General features: G+C 35.1%; 23 protein-coding genes. 14 read left to right on the forward strand and 9 right to left on the reverse strand.

Annotated elements, in window-relative coordinates; translation table 11 throughout:
* Window positions 1–174 precede the first annotated feature (174 nt).
* The 6 genes from pcp to H1A07_RS08970 form a co-directional block, all read right to left on the reverse strand.
* On the reverse strand, window positions 175–822 hold the full coding sequence (pcp, locus tag H1A07_RS08945) for a pyroglutamyl-peptidase I (RefSeq protein WP_210144976.1): 648 nt from the start codon (window positions 820–822) through the stop codon (window positions 175–177).
* Between the two features lie 18 nt (window positions 823–840).
* Entirely contained in the window at window positions 841–1764 is a 924-nt protein-coding gene (locus H1A07_RS08950) for a DUF979 domain-containing protein (RefSeq protein ID WP_210144977.1), read from the reverse strand.
* Between the two features lie 2 nt (window positions 1765–1766).
* Window positions 1767–2441, reverse strand: a complete 675-nt coding sequence (locus H1A07_RS08955; RefSeq protein WP_094499206.1) for a DUF969 domain-containing protein — start codon at window positions 2439–2441, stop codon at window positions 1767–1769.
* A 113-nt stretch (window positions 2442–2554) separates the two neighbouring features.
* Window positions 2555–3043, reverse strand: a complete 489-nt coding sequence (locus tag H1A07_RS08960; RefSeq protein WP_210144978.1) for a DUF805 domain-containing protein — start codon at window positions 3041–3043, stop codon at window positions 2555–2557.
* A 22-nt stretch (window positions 3044–3065) separates the two neighbouring features.
* On the reverse strand, window positions 3066–3488 hold the full coding sequence (locus H1A07_RS08965) for a hypothetical protein (protein ID WP_210144979.1): 423 nt from the start codon (window positions 3486–3488) through the stop codon (window positions 3066–3068).
* A gap of 64 nt (window positions 3489–3552) precedes the next feature.
* Window positions 3553–4074, reverse strand: coding sequence for a hypothetical protein (locus H1A07_RS08970; RefSeq protein WP_244974126.1), 522 nt, complete (start codon window positions 4072–4074; stop codon window positions 3553–3555).
* A gap of 140 nt (window positions 4075–4214) precedes the next feature.
* On the opposite strand from H1A07_RS08970, the gene H1A07_RS08975 reads away from it, so the two are divergent.
* Together H1A07_RS08975 and H1A07_RS08980 are read left to right on the forward strand one after the other, a co-directional pair.
* Complete coding sequence (locus tag H1A07_RS08975) at window positions 4215–5669, forward strand: PTS galactitol transporter subunit IIC (RefSeq protein ID WP_210144980.1); 1455 nt, start codon at window positions 4215–4217, stop codon at window positions 5667–5669.
* A 48-nt stretch (window positions 5670–5717) separates the two neighbouring features.
* A complete protein-coding gene (locus H1A07_RS08980) occupies window positions 5718–6227 on the forward strand; it encodes a DUF1440 domain-containing protein (protein WP_014567920.1) in 510 nt (169 codons plus the stop codon).
* 16 nt (window positions 6228–6243) lie between these two features.
* On the opposite strand, the gene H1A07_RS08985 is transcribed toward H1A07_RS08980, so the two are convergent.
* Entirely contained in the window at window positions 6244–6891 is a 648-nt protein-coding gene (locus tag H1A07_RS08985; protein ID WP_210144981.1) for a CPBP family intramembrane glutamic endopeptidase, read from the reverse strand.
* Between the two features lie 79 nt (window positions 6892–6970).
* On the opposite strand from H1A07_RS08985, the gene H1A07_RS08990 reads away from it, so the two are divergent.
* From H1A07_RS08990 to H1A07_RS09030, 9 genes are all read left to right on the forward strand, one after another.
* Window positions 6971–8092, forward strand: coding sequence for a YdcF family protein (locus H1A07_RS08990; RefSeq protein WP_210144982.1), 1122 nt, complete (start codon window positions 6971–6973; stop codon window positions 8090–8092).
* A 12-nt stretch (window positions 8093–8104) separates the two neighbouring features.
* The gene (locus tag H1A07_RS08995; protein WP_210144983.1) at window positions 8105–10444 is read left to right on the forward strand and encodes an ABC transporter ATP-binding protein/permease; all 2340 of its coding nucleotides are present in this window, start codon (window positions 8105–8107) and stop codon (window positions 10442–10444) included.
* Window positions 10445–10606: 162 nt separating this feature from the next.
* Window positions 10607–11998, forward strand: coding sequence for a cytochrome ubiquinol oxidase subunit I (locus tag H1A07_RS09000; RefSeq protein WP_094499213.1), 1392 nt, complete (start codon window positions 10607–10609; stop codon window positions 11996–11998).
* A complete protein-coding gene (gene cydB, locus H1A07_RS09005; protein WP_094499214.1) occupies window positions 11998–13020 on the forward strand; it encodes a cytochrome d ubiquinol oxidase subunit II in 1023 nt (340 codons plus the stop codon). The genes H1A07_RS09000 and cydB overlap by 1 nt, the downstream gene beginning before the upstream one ends.
* Window positions 13021–13038: 18 nt before the next feature.
* Complete coding sequence (gene cydD / locus H1A07_RS09010) at window positions 13039–14856, forward strand: thiol reductant ABC exporter subunit CydD (protein WP_210144984.1); 1818 nt, start codon at window positions 13039–13041, stop codon at window positions 14854–14856.
* A complete protein-coding gene (cydC, locus tag H1A07_RS09015; protein WP_210144985.1) occupies window positions 14853–16598 on the forward strand; it encodes a thiol reductant ABC exporter subunit CydC in 1746 nt (581 codons plus the stop codon). Before cydD ends, cydC begins: the two co-directional genes overlap by 4 nt.
* Before the next feature lie 19 nt (window positions 16599–16617).
* Window positions 16618–17544, forward strand: a complete 927-nt coding sequence (locus H1A07_RS09020; RefSeq protein WP_003657389.1) for a prenyltransferase — start codon at window positions 16618–16620, stop codon at window positions 17542–17544.
* Between the two features lie 213 nt (window positions 17545–17757).
* The gene (gene phnD / locus H1A07_RS09025) at window positions 17758–18690 is read left to right on the forward strand and encodes a phosphate/phosphite/phosphonate ABC transporter substrate-binding protein (RefSeq protein ID WP_210144986.1); all 933 of its coding nucleotides are present in this window, start codon (window positions 17758–17760) and stop codon (window positions 18688–18690) included.
* 93 nt (window positions 18691–18783) lie between these two features.
* Window positions 18784–19866: a BMP family lipoprotein gene (locus tag H1A07_RS09030; protein ID WP_210144987.1), complete on the forward strand. Its 1083-nt coding sequence runs from the start codon at window positions 18784–18786 to the stop codon at window positions 19864–19866.
* 448 nt (window positions 19867–20314) lie between these two features.
* On the opposite strand, the gene H1A07_RS09035 is transcribed toward H1A07_RS09030, so the two are convergent.
* On the reverse strand, window positions 20315–21154 hold the full coding sequence (locus tag H1A07_RS09035; RefSeq protein WP_057718245.1) for an aldo/keto reductase: 840 nt from the start codon (window positions 21152–21154) through the stop codon (window positions 20315–20317).
* 126 nt (window positions 21155–21280) lie between these two features.
* On the opposite strand from H1A07_RS09035, the gene H1A07_RS09040 reads away from it, so the two are divergent.
* From H1A07_RS09040 to H1A07_RS09050, 3 genes are all read left to right on the forward strand, one after another.
* Window positions 21281–22000 (forward strand): glucosamine-6-phosphate deaminase, encoded by a 720-nt coding sequence (locus H1A07_RS09040; RefSeq protein ID WP_210144988.1) that lies wholly within the window; start codon window positions 21281–21283, stop codon window positions 21998–22000.
* 184 nt (window positions 22001–22184) lie between these two features.
* A complete protein-coding gene (locus tag H1A07_RS09045) occupies window positions 22185–22835 on the forward strand; it encodes a deoxynucleoside kinase (RefSeq protein WP_210144989.1) in 651 nt (216 codons plus the stop codon).
* Between the two features lie 21 nt (window positions 22836–22856).
* Window positions 22857–23531 carry a deoxynucleoside kinase gene (locus H1A07_RS09050; protein ID WP_210144990.1) on the forward strand — a complete coding sequence of 225 codons (675 nt, stop codon included), beginning with the start codon at window positions 22857–22859 and terminating at the stop codon, window positions 23529–23531.
* A gap of 56 nt (window positions 23532–23587) precedes the next feature.
* Here H1A07_RS09050 and H1A07_RS09055 read toward each other — a convergent pair whose 3' ends face one another.
* The gene (locus tag H1A07_RS09055; RefSeq protein ID WP_210144991.1) at window positions 23588–24826 is read right to left on the reverse strand and encodes an alpha-hydroxy-acid oxidizing protein; all 1239 of its coding nucleotides are present in this window, start codon (window positions 24824–24826) and stop codon (window positions 23588–23590) included.
* Window positions 24827–25023: the final 197 nt, after the last annotated feature.

A 25023-nucleotide genomic window follows, 5' to 3' on the forward strand; every position in this document is an offset into this window, starting at 1 on the left:
TCACATCATGATTGCCAAATTGAGTTAAACAAACAAAACTAGAAACAAAATTCCGATTAAGCAATAAACAAATGGAAAACCATATTTAATAATGTGCTGCCTAACTAGTAAACATAAAATGAATCCAATAATTGCTAAGCTAACACCCAAAACATACAATAAACCACCTACATTTTAGTGATTTGCGCCTTCAACTGCTTCAATATCGCCCTTACCATCACGGTCAACAATAGCGCTAAGAGCTGCAGTTAACCCCTTAACAATATCATCAAGCGCCATTGATGGAGTATTGGGACGATTTACTACTTGCTCAGGTAAGAATGGAATATGAATAAATCCTGCCTTAATGTTAGGAAATTCCTTATCTCTCATATATTGGACTTGATACATAATATGATTACATACATAAGTACCAGCAGTATTTGAAACGCTAGCTGGTAGACCTGCATCCCTGATTGCCTTTGCTTCTGCCTTAATGGGCAATTGTGTAAAGTAGGCAGTTTCACCATCTTCATGAATTGGTTCACCAAGTGGTTGGTAGCCCTCATTGTCCGGAATACGACCATCATTGATGTTAATTGCTACTCGCTCTGGAGTTAAGCCAAAACGACCACCAGCCTGACCAACATTTAAGACATAATCAGGATTTTCTTCTTTAATTGCCTTTTTTACAACTTCGGCTGATTTATTAAAAACTGTTGGGATTTCCAATTTAATAATTTCAGCGCCATTTATTTCATCAGGTAATCTTTTAACTGCTTCAATTGCTGGATTAATTTTATCTACGCCAAAGGGATCAAAACCTGTTACTAAAATCTTCATAATCTTATCCTTTCAAGACTAAAATGCTAAAAAGTACATTAAACCAATTTGAACAACCAATAAGATAACTGCGATTGGAGCTTGTTGCTTAATAACGCCCATCTGGTCCTTCATTTCTAAAAGTGCAACCGGTAGTGTATTAAAGTTAGCTGCCATTGGTGTTACTAAGGTACCGCAATATCCAGACGTCATTCCAATTGCAGCAACAACTACTGGATTAGCACCTTGAGCAATTACAAACGGAATTCCAATTGCAGCTGTAATTACAGCAAAGGCCGCAAAGGCATTACCCATGATATAAGTAAAGAGTGCCATTGCAATACAGTATAACGCTACTCCTAAGAAATGATTTCCAGCTGGAAAAACATGGCTAATCATATTAGCAGTTAGTTTGCCAACACCGCAAGTAGTAAAGACTACTCCAAGCATAGCTAATAGTTGCGGCAAAACGCCAGGTGCACCAACGCTACGTACCATTCTTTGCGAATCTTTAAAGACTTGCTTAGTCGGAGCTTTAGTTAAAATAATTGCCAAGATTAATGAAACAACGGCACCAATACCGATTCCAACTTGACCACCAAGTGGCGTAAACTGAGCAATCAAAATAGAAGTTAATGCTAAAACTATACTTGGTAAAAATACTTTTGCTCCTAAGCGCTTTGCACCCTCTTGCGCGGTTTTGGGGTCTAACTTAGGTAAGCTACCAACTTGAATCTGTTTAAACAAAGCTAAAATTCCAATTATTAAAACCATTGCACCGGATACAACTGCTGGAATCCAATCTCCAAAGGCAAAAATAATTGCCAAGAAGAACCAAAAAACAGTTGTTCCAATTCTCGCCTTATTTGTCTTATCGCGCAAGGTTTCAATTCCAGCAACTGCCATACATAACCCAATCAATGCATAAAGAATGGCAAGTAAAAAGTTAATTGTATTTTGCATAATTATTTACCCTCCCATTTCTTCATTTGACGGTCAAAATAAAGATTGTAAGCAAAGACTAAAATAAAAGTAATGATAGCAATTGGAATAGTGTTAAGCACAATTCCAACAGGATCAACTTTATAGCCCAGTGATTTCATAGTTGAAGAAATCAAAAGTACTCCACCAGAAGCTACAAACAAGTTCTGAGCAAAAAAGTTACCAAAGTTGTCAACTGCCGCACTGCGTCCCTTAATTAGATCAATTTCTGATTCAGTTAATTTTTTATTATCTTGATCTTCAGCAGCCGCAATTACCATTGGTGCAATTAATGGTCGAACGAATTGTACTTGTCCTTGTAAAGAAATTCCAAAAACTCCAGCTAATTCACGAATTAATAAATAGATATTCAAAATCTTACCCGCAGTTAACTTTTTAAGTTTTTTAATTGCATTAACCGCATAATCTCTTAATCCATGTGATTCTACTAGCCCAATCATTGGCAAGGTTAGGAAAAACAAACTTACCATTCGATTTTCCACAAAACTCTTTCCAATTACTTCCAGCAATTTAACAAAATCCATCCCTGAAAACAGACCTGTGACAATTGCTGCAATGACTACAACTGCAGTCGTATCCCACTTTAAGACAAAGCCGACCACAATTATCAATATTCCTAACAGCTTTAAATATTCCATACTACCTATTCCTTAAATAAAAAATAAAAAAATACTATAAAAATATTATATAAAATGCAATAAAAAAATACGAAAGGAAAAACCATTCGTATTTCAATTTCTATTCAAATTAGTTAATCAACAAATAAGTAGCTGCCCCATCTTACTGGTTCTTCAACAGTAGGTAGCAATAAGAAAATAACTACAATAATCCAGCCAAATGGAATAATAATTAACCATAGCCACCAACCACTATAGTTCGCATCATGTAGCCTTCTTACTGCATAGCCCAAAAGGCCTAATTTTATCCAAACTAGTAAGATTAATAAAATTAATTCAATTAGCCAAGTAAAAAATGTAATATGTGATACAGCCCAAGTCACATTATTTGGAGTAACAGAGAAGATTCCACTAGTACATAATGCTAGTATTGAAGCTACTCCAATTACAATTGTTAATAAGAACTGAATAACAAATGCAACCCAAAAGGCTTTTCGTGTACTACGCGCTGCCCAAGTGAACGGATAGAGAAATAATCCCTTAAAAATTTCTCCAACTGATGGATCGGGAATATCACTTTCTGGTGCATGATATTCTTGTTCATAATAAGGTTTATCAGACATAAAATTTACCTCATACTAATTTCTAATTATTTTCTGCTTTCGTAATTAGTTTATCAAAATTTTGATCCTGATGTTTTTTAGCTTGGTCAGGTGTCTTCCAGTAAACTTGATCCGTTATTTTTCCTTGGCCACTAGCTAAAATAACTACCGGATGACCGTCCAAGATTGTATAACCATAAGACGTTTGGTGTTTATCTTTAGCTGTCCAACCAATTAAGGTAATATAATTGACTCCTTTCGGGGCTTCAGTATTATTAAAGACTTTAACCCATGTATGAGTATCGTTCAGATAGTCATTAGAAAACTGTTGATGCTTTTCAAAATACTCTTTATCTGGGATATGGATCTCATATTGATGATCTTCCGTCGTAAGCGCATGTGGACCAAATTCAATTTCTCTTAATTGATTATCATCCTTACTATGTGTATGCCGGTTTTTATCCATACTGTACCACTTACCTTGTAATTTTGTAGGAACAGTATATAACCCTTTATCACCAGCAATATTTTTAGTCTTTACTCGCTGTCTTTCTTTCGTCTACTACCTTGATATTCTTAATGATCTTGTTAACCTTACTGCCATCATTATGATTGTTAAGATATTTAATCATCATTTTAATATCAGATGAACCAATTTCCTTATTCTTATGATAGAAGAAAATCGTTGGATCATTCTTTGTATAATAGAAATATTTATCTCCATCAGCTGTGGCAATTTCGTATGCAACATCACTACCATTTTGCATATATGAATAATCCTTGCGATTGTGGAGTTTTACTTTAACGGTATTATTTTGTGCTTGTTTAAAAGTCTTCTTCCAAATATCAGGATACTTTTCACCAGCATAAGCAATTGTAATTGCAGTTTGCTTCTTAGTAGTCAAATTATTTGCTGTAATTTTACTGCTTTTCTTAACTGTTGTCGTTTTTTCATTTGAAGAACTAGAATTGTTATTTTGCGTATTGCTACATGCCGTTAGCATTGTACAGCTTAACAAACCAATTAAGCCAATTGATATAATCTTTTTCATCATTAATCCCTCCAAAAAATTTCCTCTCAAGTTTATTAAAGCACTCTGTTATTTATTACCCAAGCAATATAGCCCTAATTATTAGCGTTTATTTTTCTTCTTTTTTATACTAAAAATGTATCAAAAGAAAGGGGATCAAAATGCTAAATAATATTCATACTTTCTTTAACGCCTTTGGAGCAACAGTTATTGTTCCTATTATGATCTTTATTATTGCTTTATTTCTAAAAGTAAAACCAAAAAAAGCAATGATGTGTGGATTTTATGCGGGAGTAGGATTAACAGGATTTTCTTGGATTATTAATGAATTTACTCCAATAGTTACTAAGATCGTTCGTCAAATGGTTAACAATACTGGCATCAAATTACCCGTTGTCGATATCGGCTGGCAGGCTGGTTCTCTTGCGAGTTTTGGTTCTCCAGTTGGTCTTACTTTTTTTGTATTTGGCTTGATAGCTGAATTTATTTTATTTGCTGTTGGAGTAACCAAGGTATTCATGCCATCTAATCTTTGGAATAATTTTGGTTTCATGATTTGGGGAACCCTTGCTTTCTATGTAACTCATAATTGGTGGATTTCACTAGGCTTATCCTTTTTTATGCTTCTTTACACTTTATTATTAGCTGAAGTTCAGGCTGATCGCTGGTCAAGTTATTACAAAATTGAAAATACTACTGTCTGTGCCGCACAAAACATTGTTCAAACGGTCCCCGCTATTCTTCTAGATCCTCTGTGGAATCTGCTTGGCTTTAATAAGGCAAATTTGACACCAGCAGCTTTCAAAAATAAATTTGGCGTCTTTGGCGAACCAACTACATTAGGGGCTATTTTAGGAATAGTAATCGGTGTTTTAGGCAATATTAAAGATCTAACAACCATTAAAGCATGGGGACAAATTCTACAGTTTGCCGTTCAACTGTCAGCTGTTATGACAATCTTTCCTTTAGTTACTAATGTATTCAGTAAGGCTTTTACTCCTCTAGCTAAGCAAATTGATAAAGAGAGGAAACAAAGTAAGAATCAAAAAGCTGAAGCAGATCTTGTTCACGATAAAAAACGCTGGTTCCTAGCAGTTGATGACGGTGTAGGTTATGGCGAGTCCGCCACGATTATTTCAGGAATTATCTTAATCCCAATTATGGTTGTTATTGCCTTTCTTTTACCAGGAAACAAAACTCTCCCTGTCGTTGATTTAATTTCACTTCCATTTATGGTTGAATCAATTGTTGCTATTACTGATGGCAATATCTTAAAGGTTATTGCAAACGGTATTGTATGGTTTAGCTTAGGCTTATATGCGGCTAGCTGGCTAGGTTCAATTTATACTGGAGCTATTTCTCAGTATGGTGCGACAATTCCAGCTGGTATTGTATTAGTTACTAGCTTTAACTTAATGGCTCGTCCCCTCAACGCGTTAGTTTTTGCAGCTTTTATTTCACAGAATCCTCTTTGGATTAGTCTATGTATTATTGTTTATTTGGCTTTGTTATTCATTTTAAGAAAATACCGTCCACAAATTTGGACTTATTTAAACAAAATAGCCAATAAAAATGTTCACGCTAACCAAGACCTTAAACCATCCCCTAAAGACTGAATTTGTTACAATAAGTACAAGGGATCTGACAAAAGGACGTGAATATTGATGACAAAATTTAGTTGGAAAAATGTATTAATTGCTGGTACTGCTGCTGGCGTTATTTCTGGATTAGTTAAATTAGGCTGGGAAAATATTCTTCCTCCAAGAACGCCAGAGAGAAATAAAACTAATCCTCCGCAAAAATTGTTGGAGCAAATGGGCGTGCCTGCAAAATTAACTCATGCAACTTATACTTATTCTGGTGAAAAATTACCATGGGTCAGCTATTTAGTTCACTTTGGCTTTTCTATTTCTTTTGCAACTGCTTATGCAGCTTTACTAGAAAAGAAAGTTAAATGGCTAACTGTAGATCAAGGTGTTCCTTTTGGTTTGGCAGTTTGGATTGCCTTTCACCTAGTTATCATGCCATTAATGAAGACTGTTCCCTCTCCTAAGGACCAACCACTAGAGGAACATATTTCAGAAGCACTAGGTCATATTGCCTGGATGTGGACTAATAATGAAATTGCCGAGATAGTTTTGAAACAATTAGGGCAAAGAAAAAAAGAGCGTTAAAGCTCTTTTTCTTTTACTATAAAATTGACAGAATATTGTTTAGCATGTGAGTTAAAATCGAATATCTAATATCTTTTGTTTCCACATATGTCCATGCCAGAATCATTCCCATAACCCAGTATAAATAAATGAACTTACTAAACATTGGGTCATGCCCGTAAGCAAAAACAAAGCCACTTGCTACAATTCCAACCCACTTATTTAAAGTATTATCTGCTGGAAGAAAAGTGTTGAAGAACAGTGCTCTGAAGATGAGCTCTTCACAGATTGGTGCTACAACAATTAGTAAGACATTAAACATTGGCGATGCGACTTTTCTAACCTCATCAATTTCTGCTTGATTCTGAGAAACAGCATTTCCACCAACCAATTTAATATAAGCAACTTGAAAAATCACAAGCACAAAGAAAGCTGCTACTGAAATAATGACTCTTCTGACATCCCAGTGCGGTTTTGCGTTAAAGACCCAGTCATTTTCTTGCTTAAGCTCTCTCTTATAAATCCAATACATCCAGTAAATTACTGCTACTGTTAAAACTGCTAAAATAATTGCAAATAACAAGTTTACCTTCTTTTGCGCATAACCTAATTGCAAAAGTGTATATAATACAAAAGCAATAATCACTGTTGCTAAATTTCCTAAAAAGCGTAAAAAAGTCTTCATCTGAACACTTCCTCTAATTGAAATTATCTATTTCTTTTCATTATAATTATTTATTAAAAAGACATAAGGACATTTAATCATGCAATCACAACTCATGCAATCTTTACATCGACTTCTAAATTTTGCTACATCTAATAAGGTAACGATTACTACATTCATGATGCTAGTATTTTTAGGATTATTTTTACTTTCTTGGTTAATTGAACCACGCCGTTTGATCAACGGCCTTATTTTTACAGCATTTGGGCTTAGCTTTTTAATATGGACGGCCATTTTAATTATTTCACAGCACAATGCTTTTTTAACCTCTTCATTTTCTTTTATTGCCCTAGCAATTTTATTTGGAGTATTTTTCTTAGTTACATTCTCATGGATTTTCTTTCTTTGGAACGCATATTTTGTTTGGAAATATGAAAGTCACTCTTTGCCCAATCTTTTAACTTTAATTATTGGTTTATTTTTAGTCGGCTTATGGACTTTAAATAAAGTTGGTGTCTTTCAAAAACTACCGGGCTGGCTACATTCATTAGTCGCTGGAGCTACATTAATTGCCTTCTATCTTCTATTTGTAATGTACAACTTCTTACTAAATTTAGTTTTATATCAAATTGTACCACGTCGCTACAAACAAGATTATCTAATCGTTTTGGGCGCTGGCTTAATTGAAGGTAAAAAAGTCTCTCGACTTTTAGGTGCTAGAATTGATCGCGCAATTGCTTTTTCTAATAAACAGTATGACAAGGGTCATAAACGACCTAAATTAATTATGTCCGGTGGTCAAGGAAAAGATGAAAATTTATCTGAAGCAGCTGCTATGAAAGCCTATGCTGTTAAACATGGCTATGATCCTAATCTAATCTTACTTGAAGATAGGTCAACTAATACTTACCAAAACATGATCTACTCTAAAGAAGTAGCTACCAAAGACTGGGGAAATACTAAATTTAAAGCAAAATTTTTCACTAATAACTATCATCTTTTTAGAGCCGGATTGTATGCAAAAATGGCTCATTTAAATGCTAATGGTATTGGCGCAACAACTAGGTTTTACTTCTTGCCTAATGCTACTATCCGTGAATTCGCTGGTGTCTTTATTATCCACAAGAAGCGTCACTTTGTTATTATTGGACTAATTGCAATTTTATTTATAATTCAAGCAATTTTAGCAGTCTTAGGACTGAGTAAATATATAATTGCTTAGAAGGGAAGGAATATGCTACAACTTTTACACTTAAAAAAGACATATCATGTTGGAGACACTGTAACACACGCTCTTAATGACGTTACAATCAACTTTCGTAATAGCGAATTTGTAGCCATTCTAGGACCAAGTGGTTCTGGAAAAACAACACTTTTAAACGTAATCGGCGGCTTAGACCATTATGATTCTGGTGACATCATCATTAACGGTAAGTCTACAAAGAACTTTTCTCAAACTGACTGGGATGCCTACCGTAACAACTCTGTTGGTTTTATTTTCCAAAGTTACAATTTAATTTCTCATCTTTCAATCATTGAAAATGTGGAACTCGGGATGACGCTATCCGGTGTAAATAGCAATGAGCGTCATGAAAAAGCAATCGCAGCTCTTAAGCGTGTTGGTCTTGGCAATCACTTAAAGAAGCGCCCAAACCAATTATCTGGTGGTCAAATGCAACGTGTTGCCATTGCCCGGGCAATAGCTAATGATCCCGATATTCTTCTTTGTGATGAACCAACTGGTGCGTTAGATACAAAGACTAGCGAAAGTATCATGGAGCTAATTAAAGAATTAAGTCGTGACAAGTTGGTTATCATGGTAACGCATAATCCAGAGCTGGCTGAAGAATATGCTAGTCGAATTGTTCACTTTCAAGACGGAAAAATTCTCAGTGATTCAAATACTTTCGAACCAAAAAAGGAAATAAAAGATACCTTTAAGCTTAAGAAAACCAAAATGTCTTACTGGAATGCTTTAAAACTAAGCTTTACCAATATTATGACTAAGAAAGGTAGGACATTTTTAACTGCTTTTGCTTCTAGTATTGGAATTATTGGGATTGCAATTGTCTTAGCTTTATCGCATGGTTTTCAAAAGCAAATTAACGATACGCAAAGCAAAACATTAGCCAAGTTTCCAATTTCCATCTCGCAAACAGCTACTGATATGAATGATGCCGCTAATCGAAACGACTCTGACAAAAATATTAAAAATAAAGGTTATCTAGTCGCTTCAAAACCTGCCAACGAGAAAAATACGCATGAAAATAAGATTACTCAATCTTATATAAATTATGTCAAAAAAATTAATCCTGACTATGCTAATAACATTTCATTTATTCGCGGTACCCAGCTTAATCTTTTAACTAATGATAATGGCAAGATCAAACATGTAGAATTTTCTAATGTCAATAATTCAGGATCAGCCATTGCCAGTGCTCAACTTCAAGGAATGAATAGTGTTGGAATTAATACAAGTGTCTTTCCTAAAACACTTGATTCAAAGCATGGAACATTTTTAAAAGATAACTATCAACTTCTCGCTGGTTCCTGGCCAAAGTCAAACAATGATGTGGTTCTTGTTCTAAATAATAAGAATCAAGCCAATATTAATGCACTTAAGAATTTAGGTATTTCAATAAAAGATGGGCAAAAATTAAATCTCAATAAGGTTGTCGGTCAAACTTTTAAAGTAATTAGTAATAACGATTACTATCAAGAACTTCCTACGGGAAACTTTCTCCCACAAAAAGCTTCTAAGTCAATGTACGATTCAAGCAAGTTAACTTTAAAGTTAACTGCTGTAATTCGTGGTAAAAATAATAGTCAGATGGCGCTACTCGACAATGGAATTGCCTATAGCGATGGTTTAACTCAAGAAGTTATTAAGCAAAATGAAAATTCAAATATTATAAAGACTCAAAAAAATAGCTCAACCAATGTTATGACTAATCAGCCAATGAATAAAACTCAAAAAGAACAATTCATTGCCTCACTTGGTGGCTCTAGCATTCCTAGTGGTATTCTAATTTATCCAAATTCTTTTAAATCAAAAGATAAAGTACTGGATTACCTCGATAAATACAATAAAGGTAAATCAAAAGAAGATCAGATTATTTATACAGATATGTCGGGTACGGTAACTAAATTAACCGGTGGTTTGCTTGATGGAATTACTGATGTTTTAGTTGCCTTTGCTGGAATTTCATTAGTTACTTCAATGATTATGATCGGCATTTTGACGTATACTTCAGTACTAGAACGTACTAAAGAAATTGGCGTTCTCAAGGCCCTTGGAGCTAGAAAGCGTGACATTACCAGAGTATTTGACGCCGAAACATTTATTTTGGGACTATTTTCAGGCATCTTAGGTATCTTTCTTGCCTACTTATGTACTTTCCCAATAAATGCAGTATTATATGCCATTACAAAAATGAGTAATGTAGCTCAGCTTGATCCAGTGCAAGCCTTAATCTTAGTAGTCATCAGTACAATTCTAACCATGCTTGGTGGTCATATTCCTGCCCGAATGGCTGCTAAGAAAGATGCAGCAATTGCATTAAGAAGTGAATAACTTGATAAGGATTTCAATCTCGAGATCCTTATTTTTGTCCCTAATTTACCTAAGAAAAAATTTATAAACTTATTCTTATATATTATTGAAAACGTCATCAATAAAGTATATGCTTAAGGAAACGGATGTTATATATGTGGAAATAGAAATAGGTGAATGAAAATGTTATCGGGTGTAACAATGTTAGATCTTGCCCGCTTCCAATTCGCAATGACTACAGTCTTCCACTTCTTCTTTGTTCCCTTCTCCATTGGGATGGGATTCATTGTATCAATCATGGAAACACTCTACGTCGTTAAAAAGGACGAAGTATATAAAAAGATGGCTCAGTTCTGGGGGAAAATTTATCTTTTGAGCTTTGCTGTTGGGGTAGTTACAGGTCTTATTCAAGAATTCCAATTCGGAATGAACTGGTCTGACTACTCTCGTTTTATGGGAGATATTTTTGGTGCTCCATTAGCCATTGAAGCTTTACTTGCCTTCTTTATGGAATCTACCTTTATTGGCTTATGGATGTTTACTTGGAATAAATTCAAACCAGGTCTTCACTGTGCTTTGGTTTGGATTTCTTTTATCGGCTCAATGTTAAGTGCAATCTGGATTTTGACTGCTAATGCCTTTATGCAACACCCTGTTGGCTATGCCATTAAAAATGGTAAGGCACAGATGGCTAGTTTCTGGGCTTTAATTGCAAACAAACAACTTTGGGCTAGTTTCCCACACGTAGTAATCGGTGCGATCGTTACTGCCTCATTTGTAGTAATTGGTATGGCTGCTTTTGGATTGCTTAGAAAACGCGATGTTAACTTCCACAAGAAGTCGATGAGAGTTGCTTTATGGATTGCTTTATTTGCTTCAATCGCTGAAATTGGGGCTGGTGACTATCAAACTCAAGTTGAAATTCATGAACAACCAATGAAGTTTGCTGCAACTGAAGGTGTTTACGAAACTACTGGTGATCACGCACCTTGGGATATCGTAGCTAACTTAAATACGAAAGAACATAAAAATGAAGGTGCAATTTCTATTCCTGATGTTTTAACTATTCTTACTTACCATAAGACTAGCGGTTCTATTAAAGGAATGAACCAAATTAATAAGGAATTACATGCTAAATATGACAAGAAATTTGGCAAGGACATGAGCTATTATGTGCCTGTCAAGACCTTGTTCTATAGCTTCAGAATTATGGCAGGTTTTGGTGCCTTATTCGCATTACTTTCAATCCTAGGTTTAATTTGGACTCGTCCAAAGAAGAACACAATTGAAAATAAGCGTTGGTTCTTATGGATTTTAGGTATTTCTACCTTCCTTCCATTTGTTGCTAATACTTGTGGTTGGTTCATTACAGAATTGGGTCGTTTTCCATGGACTGTTTATGGTCTCTTCACAATTGCCGACTCGATTTCTGCAAGTACAACGACAGGTGAACTTTGGTTCACAAACATTATGTACTTCCTTATCTTTTCAACGCTTGGCGCAGTGATGATTTACTACTGCAAGCGCCAACTTGACATGGGTGTAGCTGATACACTTGAAAGGGGTGCATACTAATGATCGATGGAATTGACTTTTTACAGTTGCTTTGGTTTTTATTGATTGGCTTACTCTTCATGATCTTCTACTTCACTGAAGGTTTTGACTATGGGGTAGGTATGGCAACTAAATTTTTAGCTAGAAATGATCAAGAAAAGCATCTCATGATGGAAACTATTGGCCCACACTGGGATGGAAACGAAGTATGGCTAATTACAGCTGGTGGTGCCATGTTTGCTTCATTTTCTGATTGGTATGCAAGTTTATTTAGTGGATATTATATTCTGCTCTTCTTTACCTTATTTGCCTTAATTATTAGAGGGGTATCATTCGAATTCTCTGCCCATGCAGAAACTGAACATGGCTTTAGAATTTGGACTGGAACTTTGTTCTGGGGAAGTTTACTAGCACCATTCTTCTTAACAATGATGTTTGGTAGTTTAGTCCAGGGTGTTCCAATTGATGCTCAAGGAAATATGAGCTTAAGTTTCTGGAATATAGTTAACCCACTCTCCGTTGTAGCGGGAGTTGCTGGAGTACTTCTTTGTTTAATTCACGGCATTAATTTCTTAAGATTAAGAATTGATGACCCTGAATTAAGTGAACGTGCTGCTAGTTTAAACGAAAAGCTTTATCTTGTAGCATATATCGGTGAAGTTGTTTTTGCCTTATTGATCTTCTTCCAAACTGATTTCTTTAAGCTAAGACCAATTTCTTCAACAATTATTACTTTAATCATTGTTGCTTTAACTGCTTGGTCAGATATTGCTTTGATCAAAAATAAGCAAGCCACTGCTTTTGTAACAAGTGGATTGACTTTAGTTGCTGTTGTTGGACTTTTATTCAACGGACTATTCCCACGTGTATTAATCGCTACTGATCCAGCTCACTCACTATTAATTAAGACTGCTGCTAACTCCAAATTGACACTTGAGGTAATGACGATTGTAGCTCTTATCCTCTTGCCAATTGCATTAGCTTATATTATCTGGTCATATGTAGTATTTAGACGCAGAATTAAGGTAACCCAAAATGCTTAATCTAGAACAGGAATAAAAATGATTGATAAACGACTTTTCAAATTGCCAAAAGCCAAAATCATGCTCGCAATGCTTGCAGGACTAATGTTCTTGCAAGCATTTGCTATTTTAGGGCAAGGAATATTTCTTGCTCAAGCAATTGTCGGCTCTTGGAAACGACATCCCTTTACCGATATTACACAAGATGTTTTACTATTTTTAATTTTTTATTTATTGAGACAAGGAATTAATTGGTTTCAAAAATGGTACATGAACCGTTACGCTAATCAAACAACTACTCTCTTGCGTAAGCAGCTCCTTAATAAAACTTACGATGGAGGAATTGCTCTTGTATCAAGAATTGGAACGGGAAATTTAGTTTCGACCCTTCTTGATGGCATGGATGAAATATCTAACTATTTATCCTTAATCTTTCCTAAATTAATAGCTCTAGCAATTATTCCTTGGGTGATTTTAATCTACGTCTTTACATTAAATGCACTTTCTGGCTGGATTTTACTGTTAGTTTTTCCTTTATTGATCTTGTTCATGATTATTTTAGGAACAGCAGCCCAAAGTAAAGCTATTAAACAATATGCTGGTTACGTTAAACTACAAAATCACTTTGTAGATGCTTTGCGTGGACTAAGTACTTTAAAAGTTCTGGGACTTTCTAGACGATATGGAAATATTGTTTATAAAAATAGTGAAAACTACCGCAAAAAAACTATGGGTGTTTTAAGAGTTGCTATCTTATCAACTTTTACACTCGATTTCTTTACTACCTTATCAATTGCAATGATTGCTATGTTTTTAGGAATTGGTTTGATCAATGGCAATCTGATTCTTTATCCTTCACTTGTTATATTGATCCTATCACCTGAATATTTTTTACCAATCCGTGATTTTGGTAATGACTTCCATGCTACTTTAAATGGAAAAAACGCACTGGGACAGATTTTTGATATCCTGTCTTTTCCTACTACTCCGCAAGAAGACCAATTATCACGTTTCACGTGGAACAAAGGCAGTACGCTTATAGCTAAAGATCTTTCTTTTAACTATAGTCATGTTGATCAAAATAAATTTACTGTTAATAAAAACGCCAAAATGACTGGTGTAGTTAAAAATAAAAAATCATCTGCGCAAACCAGTCATACAGTTGATGAACTACAAAATATCAACTTAAACCTTACTGGATTTCAAAAAGTTGGTATTATTGGTCCAACAGGCGCAGGTAAAACGACTTTAATGCGAATTTTAGCTGGATTTCTCACCCCACACCTTAAAGAAGATAACTTCATCGTTAATGGGCAAAATCTTACTCAACTCAATCAAAAGAATTGGCAAAATCAAATTACTTATATCCCTCAGGATCCATACATGTTTGCTGCTAGTATCAAAGACAATTTGACCTTCTATAATCCCGATGCCAATCAAGAAGAGATCAATACAGCATTAAAAGCAACTGACTTAAATAATTTTATTGCCAGCTTAAAAGATGGTTTGAATACTAAAATTGGTGAAAATGGGCGTGGTATTTCCGGCGGTCAAAAGCAGCGAATCGCACTAGCACGTGCTTTTTTAGCTAAAGATCGCAGGATTCTATTCTTCGATGAGCCTACTGCTCACCTTGATATCGAGACTGAATACGAATTAAAAGAACCAATGAAAAAATTAATGGAAAACCATTTAGTATTTTTCACAACTCACCGCTTGCACTGGTTGAATGATATGGACTGGTGTCTAGTGATTGAAAATGGGGAAATTGTTGAACAAGGCACACCTGCTGATTTAGCTAAAAATGGAACTGCTTTTAAGAAACTAACTCAGCCACTGAAAGAAGACCTATTATGATGAATAAAAAATTTTCTTGGAAAAATGATCACTGGATCAAACCATACCTAGCACAATATAAATGGAACTTTCTCTTAGCAATTTTTATCGGCGTTGTAATGTTCTTTTGCGGTGGAGCTTTGATGTTTTATGCAGGCTATACCATCGATAAGGCCGCTACTCGTCCTGAAAACATTTTGATGATTTATGTACCAATCGTTTTAATGCGAGCTGTTGGTATCGGCCGGCCTTTATTTAGATATTTAGAGCGTTTAGTATCTCATAACTGGATTTTACGCGTCACTAGTTCTTTGAGAAGACGCCTCTTTTACATTGCTGAAAGAAATACTTCAGCTGTTGGCTCAAATTTTCAAACAGGCAGTATTTTGTCTCTTCTTACTGATGATATTGGTCATTTACAAAACCTTTACCTAAGAACTATCTTTCCTGCGATCTTGAGCTACTTAGTTGGCTTTATCGTAGTAATTTTGCTTGGGCTCTTTTCTTGGCCCTTAGCTGGAGTAATTGCAATTTTACTAGTTGCAGAACTAGTATTAGTACCTTTCTTTTCTCTCTTAAAGCAAGCGGCCGTACGTACTAAAGAAAAAGAAGAAAAAGCAAAGCTTTATACAGAATTTACTGATCAAGTTCTAGGAGCTGGGGATTGGAAAATTTCTGGTCGAAAAGCTGACTTTTTCAATCAAACAAAAAACACATTAAAGTCTTTAAGTAAAAACGAAAAGAAGTCTGGAAAGTTTGATTGGGCAAGAGATTTTGGGCTTGAATTTATTTTTGGTTTGATGGCGGTTGCTCTTCTTTATTTCACCAACCAAACTCTTACTTGCAATCAAGAGGCCGCAAACTATGTTGGAGCAGTTGTCTTAGCGCTCTTTCCTTTATCAGACGCTTTTATTCCAGTTGGACAAGGTATCGAAGAATGGCATACATATAGCGATTCCGTAAAGCACTTAAATGAATTAAAAGTTCCAGAAAATACTCTCCCTGCCCAAAAACATCTTGATCCTGCTCTTGCGGGTACATTAAGAGTTTCGGATATTTCATTTACTTATCCCAAAGAAGATTATCCAATTATTCAAAACTTTTCTCTTACCTTAAAAAGAGGACAAAAAGCTGCTCTAATCGGCCCATCAGGTGCTGGTAAAAGCACTATCTTGCAATTAATCTTGGGTGATTTAAAACCTAACCAGGGAACCGTAACACTGGATAATTTTAATGTTCTTGAACTTCAAAAAGAACGCTCAAAATTATTCTCTGTCCTAAATCAAGAGCCGTTTTTATTCAACACGACGATCTATGAAAATTTAAAAATGGCTAATCCAAACGCTAATGCTGATCAAATGATGCAAATTTTAGAAAAAGTACAACTAGCCGATTTTGTTAACTCATTACCTAAGAAATTAGATACCGAAGTAGCCGAAGCTGGAGCACGCTTTTCTGGCGGTCAGAAAGAGCGTCTAGCACTAGCACGTGTACTCTTACAAGATACGCCAATTGTCCTCTTAGATGAGCCGACAGTTGGTTTAGATCCACTGACAGAACAAAAGCTCTTGAATTTAGTATTTGATGTCTTAAAAAATAAGACAGTCGTTTGGGTAACCCACCACTTACAAGGTGTAAAATATATGAACGAAGTTCTCTTCTTTAAAGATGGAAAAGTCACAATGCAAGGAGATCCGCATGAGCTCTTTAAACACAATGAACACTTTCACCAACTTTATTTAATGGATCAAGGACTAATCTAAAAATAGAAAGAAGTTTACTATGTCTGCTGAAGCTAAGCAAGGCTACTATGAATTAGTTGAACCACGTACACTATTTAATTCAATTATTCCTGTATTATTAGGGATGATGTATACAGAATATAATTTTCAGTTTTTCAGGATTTTTCCTACAATTGAAATGTGTATTGCCACGATCGTTCTACAAGTTTTCATGAACGTAAATGATGGCTATTGGGATTATAAACGTGAAAAAGCAGCTAAAACTGGTGATCACAAGAAGAATCCCATTGGTAAGTATCACCTTAATCCTAAACACGTTTTAGCTTTTGTTTGGGTATTATTCATCATTTCAGCTGTTTGCGCTATTCTAATTGGATTTCAAACTAATATCTATATTTGGATTGTTGGCATTATTTGTTATGCTATTGCTATTTCTTATTCAACGGGTTCACACACAATTTCTGCTGGGCCGTTTGGAGAGATTGCAGCTTGTTTTGCAATGGGCTTTGGCATTTTCTTGGTAATGGTTTACATCAATGTTTGTTCTAAAGTCTCTTTTAATTGGAACTTTATTTATCCAATTATTCTAGCCGCTGGAATACCGGAGATTTGTAACTTTACTTTAATGCTTGGTAACAATTTATGTGATCATGACGCAGATATTGCAAATGGACGTCATACTTTAGTTTCATACATTGGAATCAAAGGTGGCTTATATTTATTTGTGTTTAACTATTTACTAGGATTTTTCCTAACTGGTTGGGCAATTTGGATTGGTGTGCTTCCTTGGAGTGTAGCTTTAATTTTAATTTGTATTCCAACCATCTATAAGAACATGCGCTTTCTTTGGAAGATTCAAACAAAGCCGAAATCATTTCCTAAAGTTGTTCAAAATACGCAAGTATTGTTTATTACTGAAGCCGTTGGGTTCTTTATTGGTTTAATTCTAAACCTCAGAATTAGATAACTTTTTATCCAGATGTTATTCATCTGGACTTTTTATTGTTTCTAATTTCACTACTATTATAGTTAATTAGTTGATTTTATCAGTCCTTTTTTAAATAAAACACGAACAATTATTTTGATATATCATAAAATTATACAGTTTTTCTATTGAATTTAAAGCTATAGTCTGCTATCTTTGAATCGTCAACTTCATTAAATAGTTCTGGAGGAAAAAATGAAGATAAAGAAATTTTTGATTGCTGCCACTATGGTTTTACTTGCTGCAACAACTGCAGCTTGCTCGAACAGTAAATCTGCTTCTAAACCAAGCGATGGTTATACCCCTAAGGAGTTAAACGTTCAATTCGTTCCTAGTGTCCAAGCTTCTAAGCTTGAAGCTAAAGCTAAACCATTACAGGGTTTACTTGAAAAGCAATTACATATGCCCGTTCACGTAACTGTTTCAACTGATAATTCCGCTTTGGTCGAAGCAATGGCATCTAAGAAAGTTGATGTCGGTTTCTTACCACCTGATGCTTATGTTTTAGCTCACAAGCGTGGTGTAGCTGACGTTTTACTTCAAGCACAACGCTATGGCTACGATGAACCAAGTGGTAAGCAAAATCATAAATTGATGGATAGCTACCGGTCAATGATCGTTGTTAAAAAAGGATCTAAGATTAAGTCTTGGAAAGACCTTAAAGGTAAAACTATCGCAGTTCAAGACCCAACTTCTACTTCTGGCTATGTCCTACCAATTGCTGAACTTCACAAGAAAGGTTTAAACGTACCAAAAGACTGTAAATTAGTTCAAGTTAAGGGTCACGATCAAGCTGTTTTATCAGTTTATAACGGTGATGCAGATGCTGCCTTTGTCTTCTCAGACGCTCGTCCACTTGCTGCTAAAGACGCACCAAGTGTAATGAAAGATGTTGTTCCAATCTACTACACTAACTATATTCCAAACGATACTGTATCTGTTAGAAGCGGTATGTCTAAGGCATTCAAAAAGAAACTAGCTAAGGCATTCAAGGATATTGCTAAAACTAAGAAAGGCAAAAAAATTCTTGAAAACATCTACCAACACTATGGTTATGTAGATTCTAAAGACTCTAATTTCGACATTGTTCGTGATTATGAAGCTGAAGCTAAAAAAGCTCAAAAATAAGTTTAATAATTTTCAAAGACCACTCTACTTTGACTTGTAGGATGGTCTTTTTCTCGTTTAAAATTAGAATAGATTTCTAAACGAGGTATTTAAATGAAAGTAAATAATAAATTATCTCTACTAATAGCAACAGGTGCTTTTATCTTAGGATTAAGTGCTTGTACTAAACCCACTCATGAAACACAAACAATTAAAAAGTCAGATAGTCATATTGCTTTAATCTCAGATGTTAATGGTGTTAAAGATAACTCACTTAATCAATCTGCATGGCAAGGTTTAAAAAATTACGGTACTAAAAATAATCTTTCTGAAGGCAATAACGGCTATAACTACTTTATCCCTAAAGACTCCAAAGATTATCAAGCAAGTATCAATGACGCATTAGACAAAAAATTTTCAACTATTATTAGCGTGGGCTATATGATAAAACCAACTATTGTTAAAACCGCTAAAAATAATCCTCATAAAAACTTTGTCGTCATTGATACACATGCACCTAAGCTTAAAAACGTATCTAGTATTTCTTTTAAAAATCAAGAAGGCGCCTATCTTGCAGGGGTTGCAGCTGCTTACACTACCAAAAGCAATACGGTTGGCATTGTTTTAGGACAAAATAGTAAAGAACTAAATACTTTTAAAGCTGGATTTATCCAAGGAGTAGTCACTACTGGTCACAAACTTCATAAACATATTAAAGTGATAAATCAAACCGTAGGTAATTTTTCAGATGTTAATAAAGCACACGATATTGCCCAGGAAATGTATGATAAAAAAGCCGACGTGATTTTTCAAGTTGCTGGTAAAAGTGGTCAAGGAGTCTTCAAAGCTGCCAAAGAGGTTAATCAAGCACAACCTGTAAAACAAAAGGTGTGGGTAATTGGTTCAGATGAAGATCAAACTAAACTTGGAAATTACCAAGCAAAGGGAGGTCAGCCTTCCAATTTTACCCTTACTTCAGTTATCAAGAGTGCTGACCTTGCAGTAGAAAAACTTGCTGACGAAACTGCCAAAGGTAAGTTTCCTGCTGGTAAAAATCTGAGTTATGGACTTAAAAACAATGGGATTTCCTTAGTTCAAGGAAATCTGTCATATCATACTTGGATTCAAGTTCAAAAAGCAAAGCAAAAAATCATCTACGGGAAAATCAAAGTAGAAAGAAGTTTCAACAGCAATTAATTTATCCAAATTTATATGATCGCTAAAAGAGTCATAATATCAACTTATTTATAAATCAAAAGCCGCTTTTATTATTTTTCTCCGCAATCTCAAACCTAAAAAGGATGATAAATTTTATGAATCTTATCATAATCATTGTGATCAAGATCGTTCAAAACAATTGCCAGATAGAGCTACAAAGATTATTATTAATTCACAAAAATCAGCTGCTAACCAAAGCGAAGATTTACAAGCTTTGGCTAAACTGATGAATAACGAACTCGTAAATTTAAATAAACATTTTGATTGTGCACAAAAAAAATTAAAGAAATCAATGAAGATCTCGAAAAGTTGATAAAGATATATAAATAAAATCGTAAAAAAATAATTCTTAAAGCAAAAAGATTGATTAACCAACGTTTTAGTAACGTGGTTAATCAATCTTTTTTATTTTATAAATATTTCCAAACTATATCATCGCAAGCGGAATCTTTTCAGTCGGTTGCGTAAAGTCATTATCGATTAATTTTATTTCATCTGAAGTTAGTTTAATATCTTGAGCAGCAATATTTTCCTTCATGTGTTTAACTGTGCCTGCTTTAGGAATCGATAAAACATTGCCATGTCTCAAAGTCCAAGCGAGCATCACTTGATGCGGCGTTACATGGTGAGCGCGAGCAACAATCTTAAGATTATTAGTAATTCTGATTGAATCACCCTTACCTGAATTAAAGGGAGAATATCCAATAAAGCCAACGCCGTGCTTTTCTTGCCAAGGTAAGACGTCGTACTCTACCCCTCGCTCAGAGAGATTATATAGATCTTCATTAGCAAAACAGTCTTTTCCGCCAGGAACGCTAAATAGTTCTTCTAAATCAGCCACATCAAAATTTGACACACCCCAATGACGAATTAGTCCTTCTTTTTCTAATTCTTTAAGTCCCCGAACCGTTTCAGATAAACGCTTATCTCCGCGCCAGTGGAGTAAATATAAATCTAAATAATCGGTTCCTAGTCTTTTTAAGCTTTTTTCTAAACTTTGGCGCTCTAATTCTGGAGAAGCATGATATGGATAAAATTTCGAAATTAAAAAGATTTTACTCCGGTCATAGCCTCTAATCGCCTCGCCAACTAGCTTTTCACTTTTTCCTTCACCATACATTTCCGCAGTATCGATTACTTTAATTCCATGATCTAAGCCATAGCGAAGGGCAGCAAGTTCATCTTTTTTCTTTGAAGTGTCTTCGCCAATTCCCCAAGTTCCCATACCTAAACCTGATAGATTACTTTCCTCAAAACTCTTCTCCATCTCTTCTCACCTCACCTAGATTTTACCGCAGAAAAAAATAAAATTAAAAATGTTAGCGGTTTAATTTGACTAGACCAATTTTATATTTTATAATGGACTAGACCAATGAACGAGGAGGTATATATTATGAAAATCATCGTAACTAAAGATAATATTGAAGGCGGCACTAAGGCATTTGAAATTATTAAAAAGGGAATGGAAGACGGTGACAAAGTTTTAGGTTTAGCTACTGGTTCTTCTCCAATTCCACTGTATGACGATATGTGCGACAGCGACCTAGACTTCTCTGACATGACAAGTATCAACTTAGATGAATATTATGGCTTACATCCAGATAATGATCAAAGTTATCACTACTTCATGCAAAAGCACTTATTTGATAAGAAGCCATTTAAACATTCTTATATTCCAAATGGAATGGCAAAGGATATCGATGAAGAAGTTGATCGTTATAACGACATTATCGCTGCAAATCCTATTGATATCCAAATTTTAGGTGTTGGTAGAAACGGACACATTGCGTTCAACGAACCGGGAACTCCTTTTGGCAGCTTAACTCATAAAGTTCAATTAACTGAAAGTACTATTAAAGCAAACTCACGCTTCTTCGATAATGAAGACGAAGTTCCTCGTCAAGCTATTTGTATGGGAATTAGATCAATCATGAACAGTAAAAAGATCGTTCTACTTGCTTTCGGTGAATCAAAACAAGACGCTGTTAAGGCATTAGTCGAAGGTCCCGTTACTGAAGAAGTTCCTGCATCTATCTTACAAGATCACCCAGATGTAACAATTATTTGCGACGAAGTAGCTGCTGCAAAGCTTGATCCAAAATACAGAAATTAATCCTCATTTAAAACCGTTTATTTTAGCGAATTAATCTTTTTTAGATTAGTTCGTTTTTTCTTTTTTGCGATTTTTTTGCGTGTTCGCTTGACTTTTTTCTTTTATAGCAAATTAAAAAACCACTTGTTTTCATACCAGATATTGAATTACACTATTAAAGCAAACTATATATTGTAGAAAGAACGTGATGACAGTTATTGTATTGAGCGGGCCTATTGGAGCCGGAAAATCCAGTTTAACCAGTCTTCTTGCAGAACATCTAGGCACCCAAGCCTTTTATGAAGGCGTAGATAACAACCCAATTTTGCCACTTTATTATAAAGACATGGCACACTATACTTTTCTTTTAAATACCTATCTTCTAAATCACCGTTTGGCTCAAATCAACCAAGCTATTCGCGATCACAACAGTGTGTCTGATCGTTCCATTTACGAAGATGCTTTATTTTTCAAAATGAATGTTGATAGTGGTATTGCAGATCCTACTGAGTTTAAGATCTATGACAGCTTACTTGAGAACATGATGGAACAAGCACCAGGTAATCCAAGTAAGAAACCTGATCTTCTAATCTATATTCATGTATCTCTTGATACCATGCTTTATCGCATTCAAAAGCGGGGCCGGAAGTTTGAGCAATTATCAACTGATCCAGATCTAAAAGACTACTATGCACGTCTTTTATCCTATTATGAGCCTTGGTATGAAAAATATAATGCATCCCCAAAGATGATGATTGATGGTGATAAATACGACTTTGTTGCCAATGAAGATGCACGAAAGAAAGTTATCAGCACAATCGATCAAAAACTTGCTGAGATAGGTAATTTGAACTAGTTAACGAATAGAAGGAACGTGATGACAGTTATTGTATTAAGTGGTCCCATTGGAGCCGGAAAATCCAGTCTAACAGGTATTCTATCTAAATATTTAGGTACTAATCCTTTTTATGAAAGTGTAGACGATAATCCTGTTTTGCCATTATTCTACGAAAATCCCAAAAAGTACGCTTTTTTATTGCAAGTTTATTTCTTAAATACTCGCTTCCAAAGTATTAAAGCAGCGTTAACTGACGATAATAACGTACTTGATCGTTCTATCTACGAAGAAGCACTTTTCTTCCAAATGAATGCCGATATTGGTCGTGCAACTAAAGAAGAAGTAGATACATATTACGAACTTCTACATAATATGATGAGTGAATTAGATCGGATGCCTAAAAAGAATCCTGATCTGCTTGTCCATATCGATGTTTCATACGATACCATGCTTAAACGTATTCAAAAACGTGGTCGTAATTATGAACAATTGAGTTATGATCCAAGTTTAGAAGACTATTACAAGCGCCTGCTCCGCTACTACAAGCCATGGTATGAGAAGTATGATTATTCACCAAAAATGACTATTGATGGTGATAAATTAGACTTCATGGCTAGTGAAGAAGATCGTCAAGAAGTCTTGAACCAAATCGTTGCTAAACTCAAAGAAATGGGTAAGCTTGACGAAAATTGGAAACCTAATTTAGTTAAATAAAGCAAAAACTGCGATCGTGTTGGATCGCAGTTTTTTCATATATTCATCCCATTAAACTAATGTCTTGAAGCACCGCTGACGGCATCGGCTGCTTCACCAGTTAATTGATTTTCTTTAGTAACAGGATATGGCTTCATAACACTCTTACTCGTTGAAGAAATTCCCCAATCAGCTGTATAGTCAATATGATCAATCTTAGCATGTTTAATATCTTCAATTGTTTTACAACCAGTTAATTGCATATCAATTAACAATTCTTTATTCAATTGTTCAATAACTGATTGAACACCTTGGGCACCACCAAGTGCTAAACCATATAAGAATGGACGTCCAATACCAACTAAGTCGGCACCCAATGCTAATGCCTTAAAGATATGAGAACCACGACGAACACCGCCATCAAGAATAATTGGAACACGGTGGTCATAACTCTTAACAGCTTTAGCAATTTCTGGCAAAACATCAATTGTAGCAGGAGCTCCGTCAACTTCACGTCCTCCGTGGTTAGAAACTACAATTCCGTCTGCTCCAGCACCAATTGCAAGCATTGCATCTTCTGCGCATTCAATACCCTTAACAATTACAGGCACATCGGCAATTTCCTTAATCTTCCGAATATCGTCTGGTCCAATATTTTGTGCAGAGGAGGCATACATTTGAGCAACACTTTGACCTTCACCTTTTCCGCCATTCCACTCATTAAAGAAAGCAAGTGGTACAGGATAAGTGAAATTAGTCCGCAAGTTTGCTTCACGATAACCACTAACTAGTGCATCTACTGTTAAGAAGAAACCAGTGAAACCAGCTTTAACAGATTCTTCAATTACCATCTTATTAAAGTCCCAATTTTTACTTAGGTACAACTGCATATAACGAGGAGAATCTCCAACTGCTGCTTGAACCTCTTGAACACTCTTATTAGCATATGTACTCATTCCAAACAAGGAACCTGCAGCCTTTGCACCCTTAGCAGTATCAATTTCTGCTTCTGCATTAGCAATACCATGACAGGCAATTGGACAGATCATAACAGGAGTCTTTAACTTCATCCCTAAAAATTCAGTATTTAATTCCGGATCCTGCATTCCAGTTAGAGCACGAGGAACAATTTGAAAATGATTAAATGCCTGCGTATTATTACGCCAAGTCCATTCGTTTTCAGCTCCACTAGCTATGTAGTAGTAGGCTGCTTCTGGTATTACATATTTTGCTTCATTTTCTAGTTCATTCAAATTAACCATATGTAATTTTTCTTCTCTAGTACTTTGTGGAAAGCCCTTATAGTAAGTTGTCATCAAATTTTCCTCCAATCATTCAGTAGGTTTCTATCTATCTTAATTTTAGGACTGTTTAATCTATTTATTAAATAAAAGCTATTATGAAATAATTCACTAAGTACCAATTAAACACTCTACATAGCTTTTTTAGCGCTTTCTCGAATTAAAATTCGTGTTTACATTTATTTATTTGAATGCTACACTGTAAAAGTTGC

The sequence above is a fragment of the Lactobacillus taiwanensis genome, assembly GCF_017894345.1.
Lineage (GTDB): Bacteria > Bacillota > Bacilli > Lactobacillales > Lactobacillaceae > Lactobacillus > Lactobacillus taiwanensis.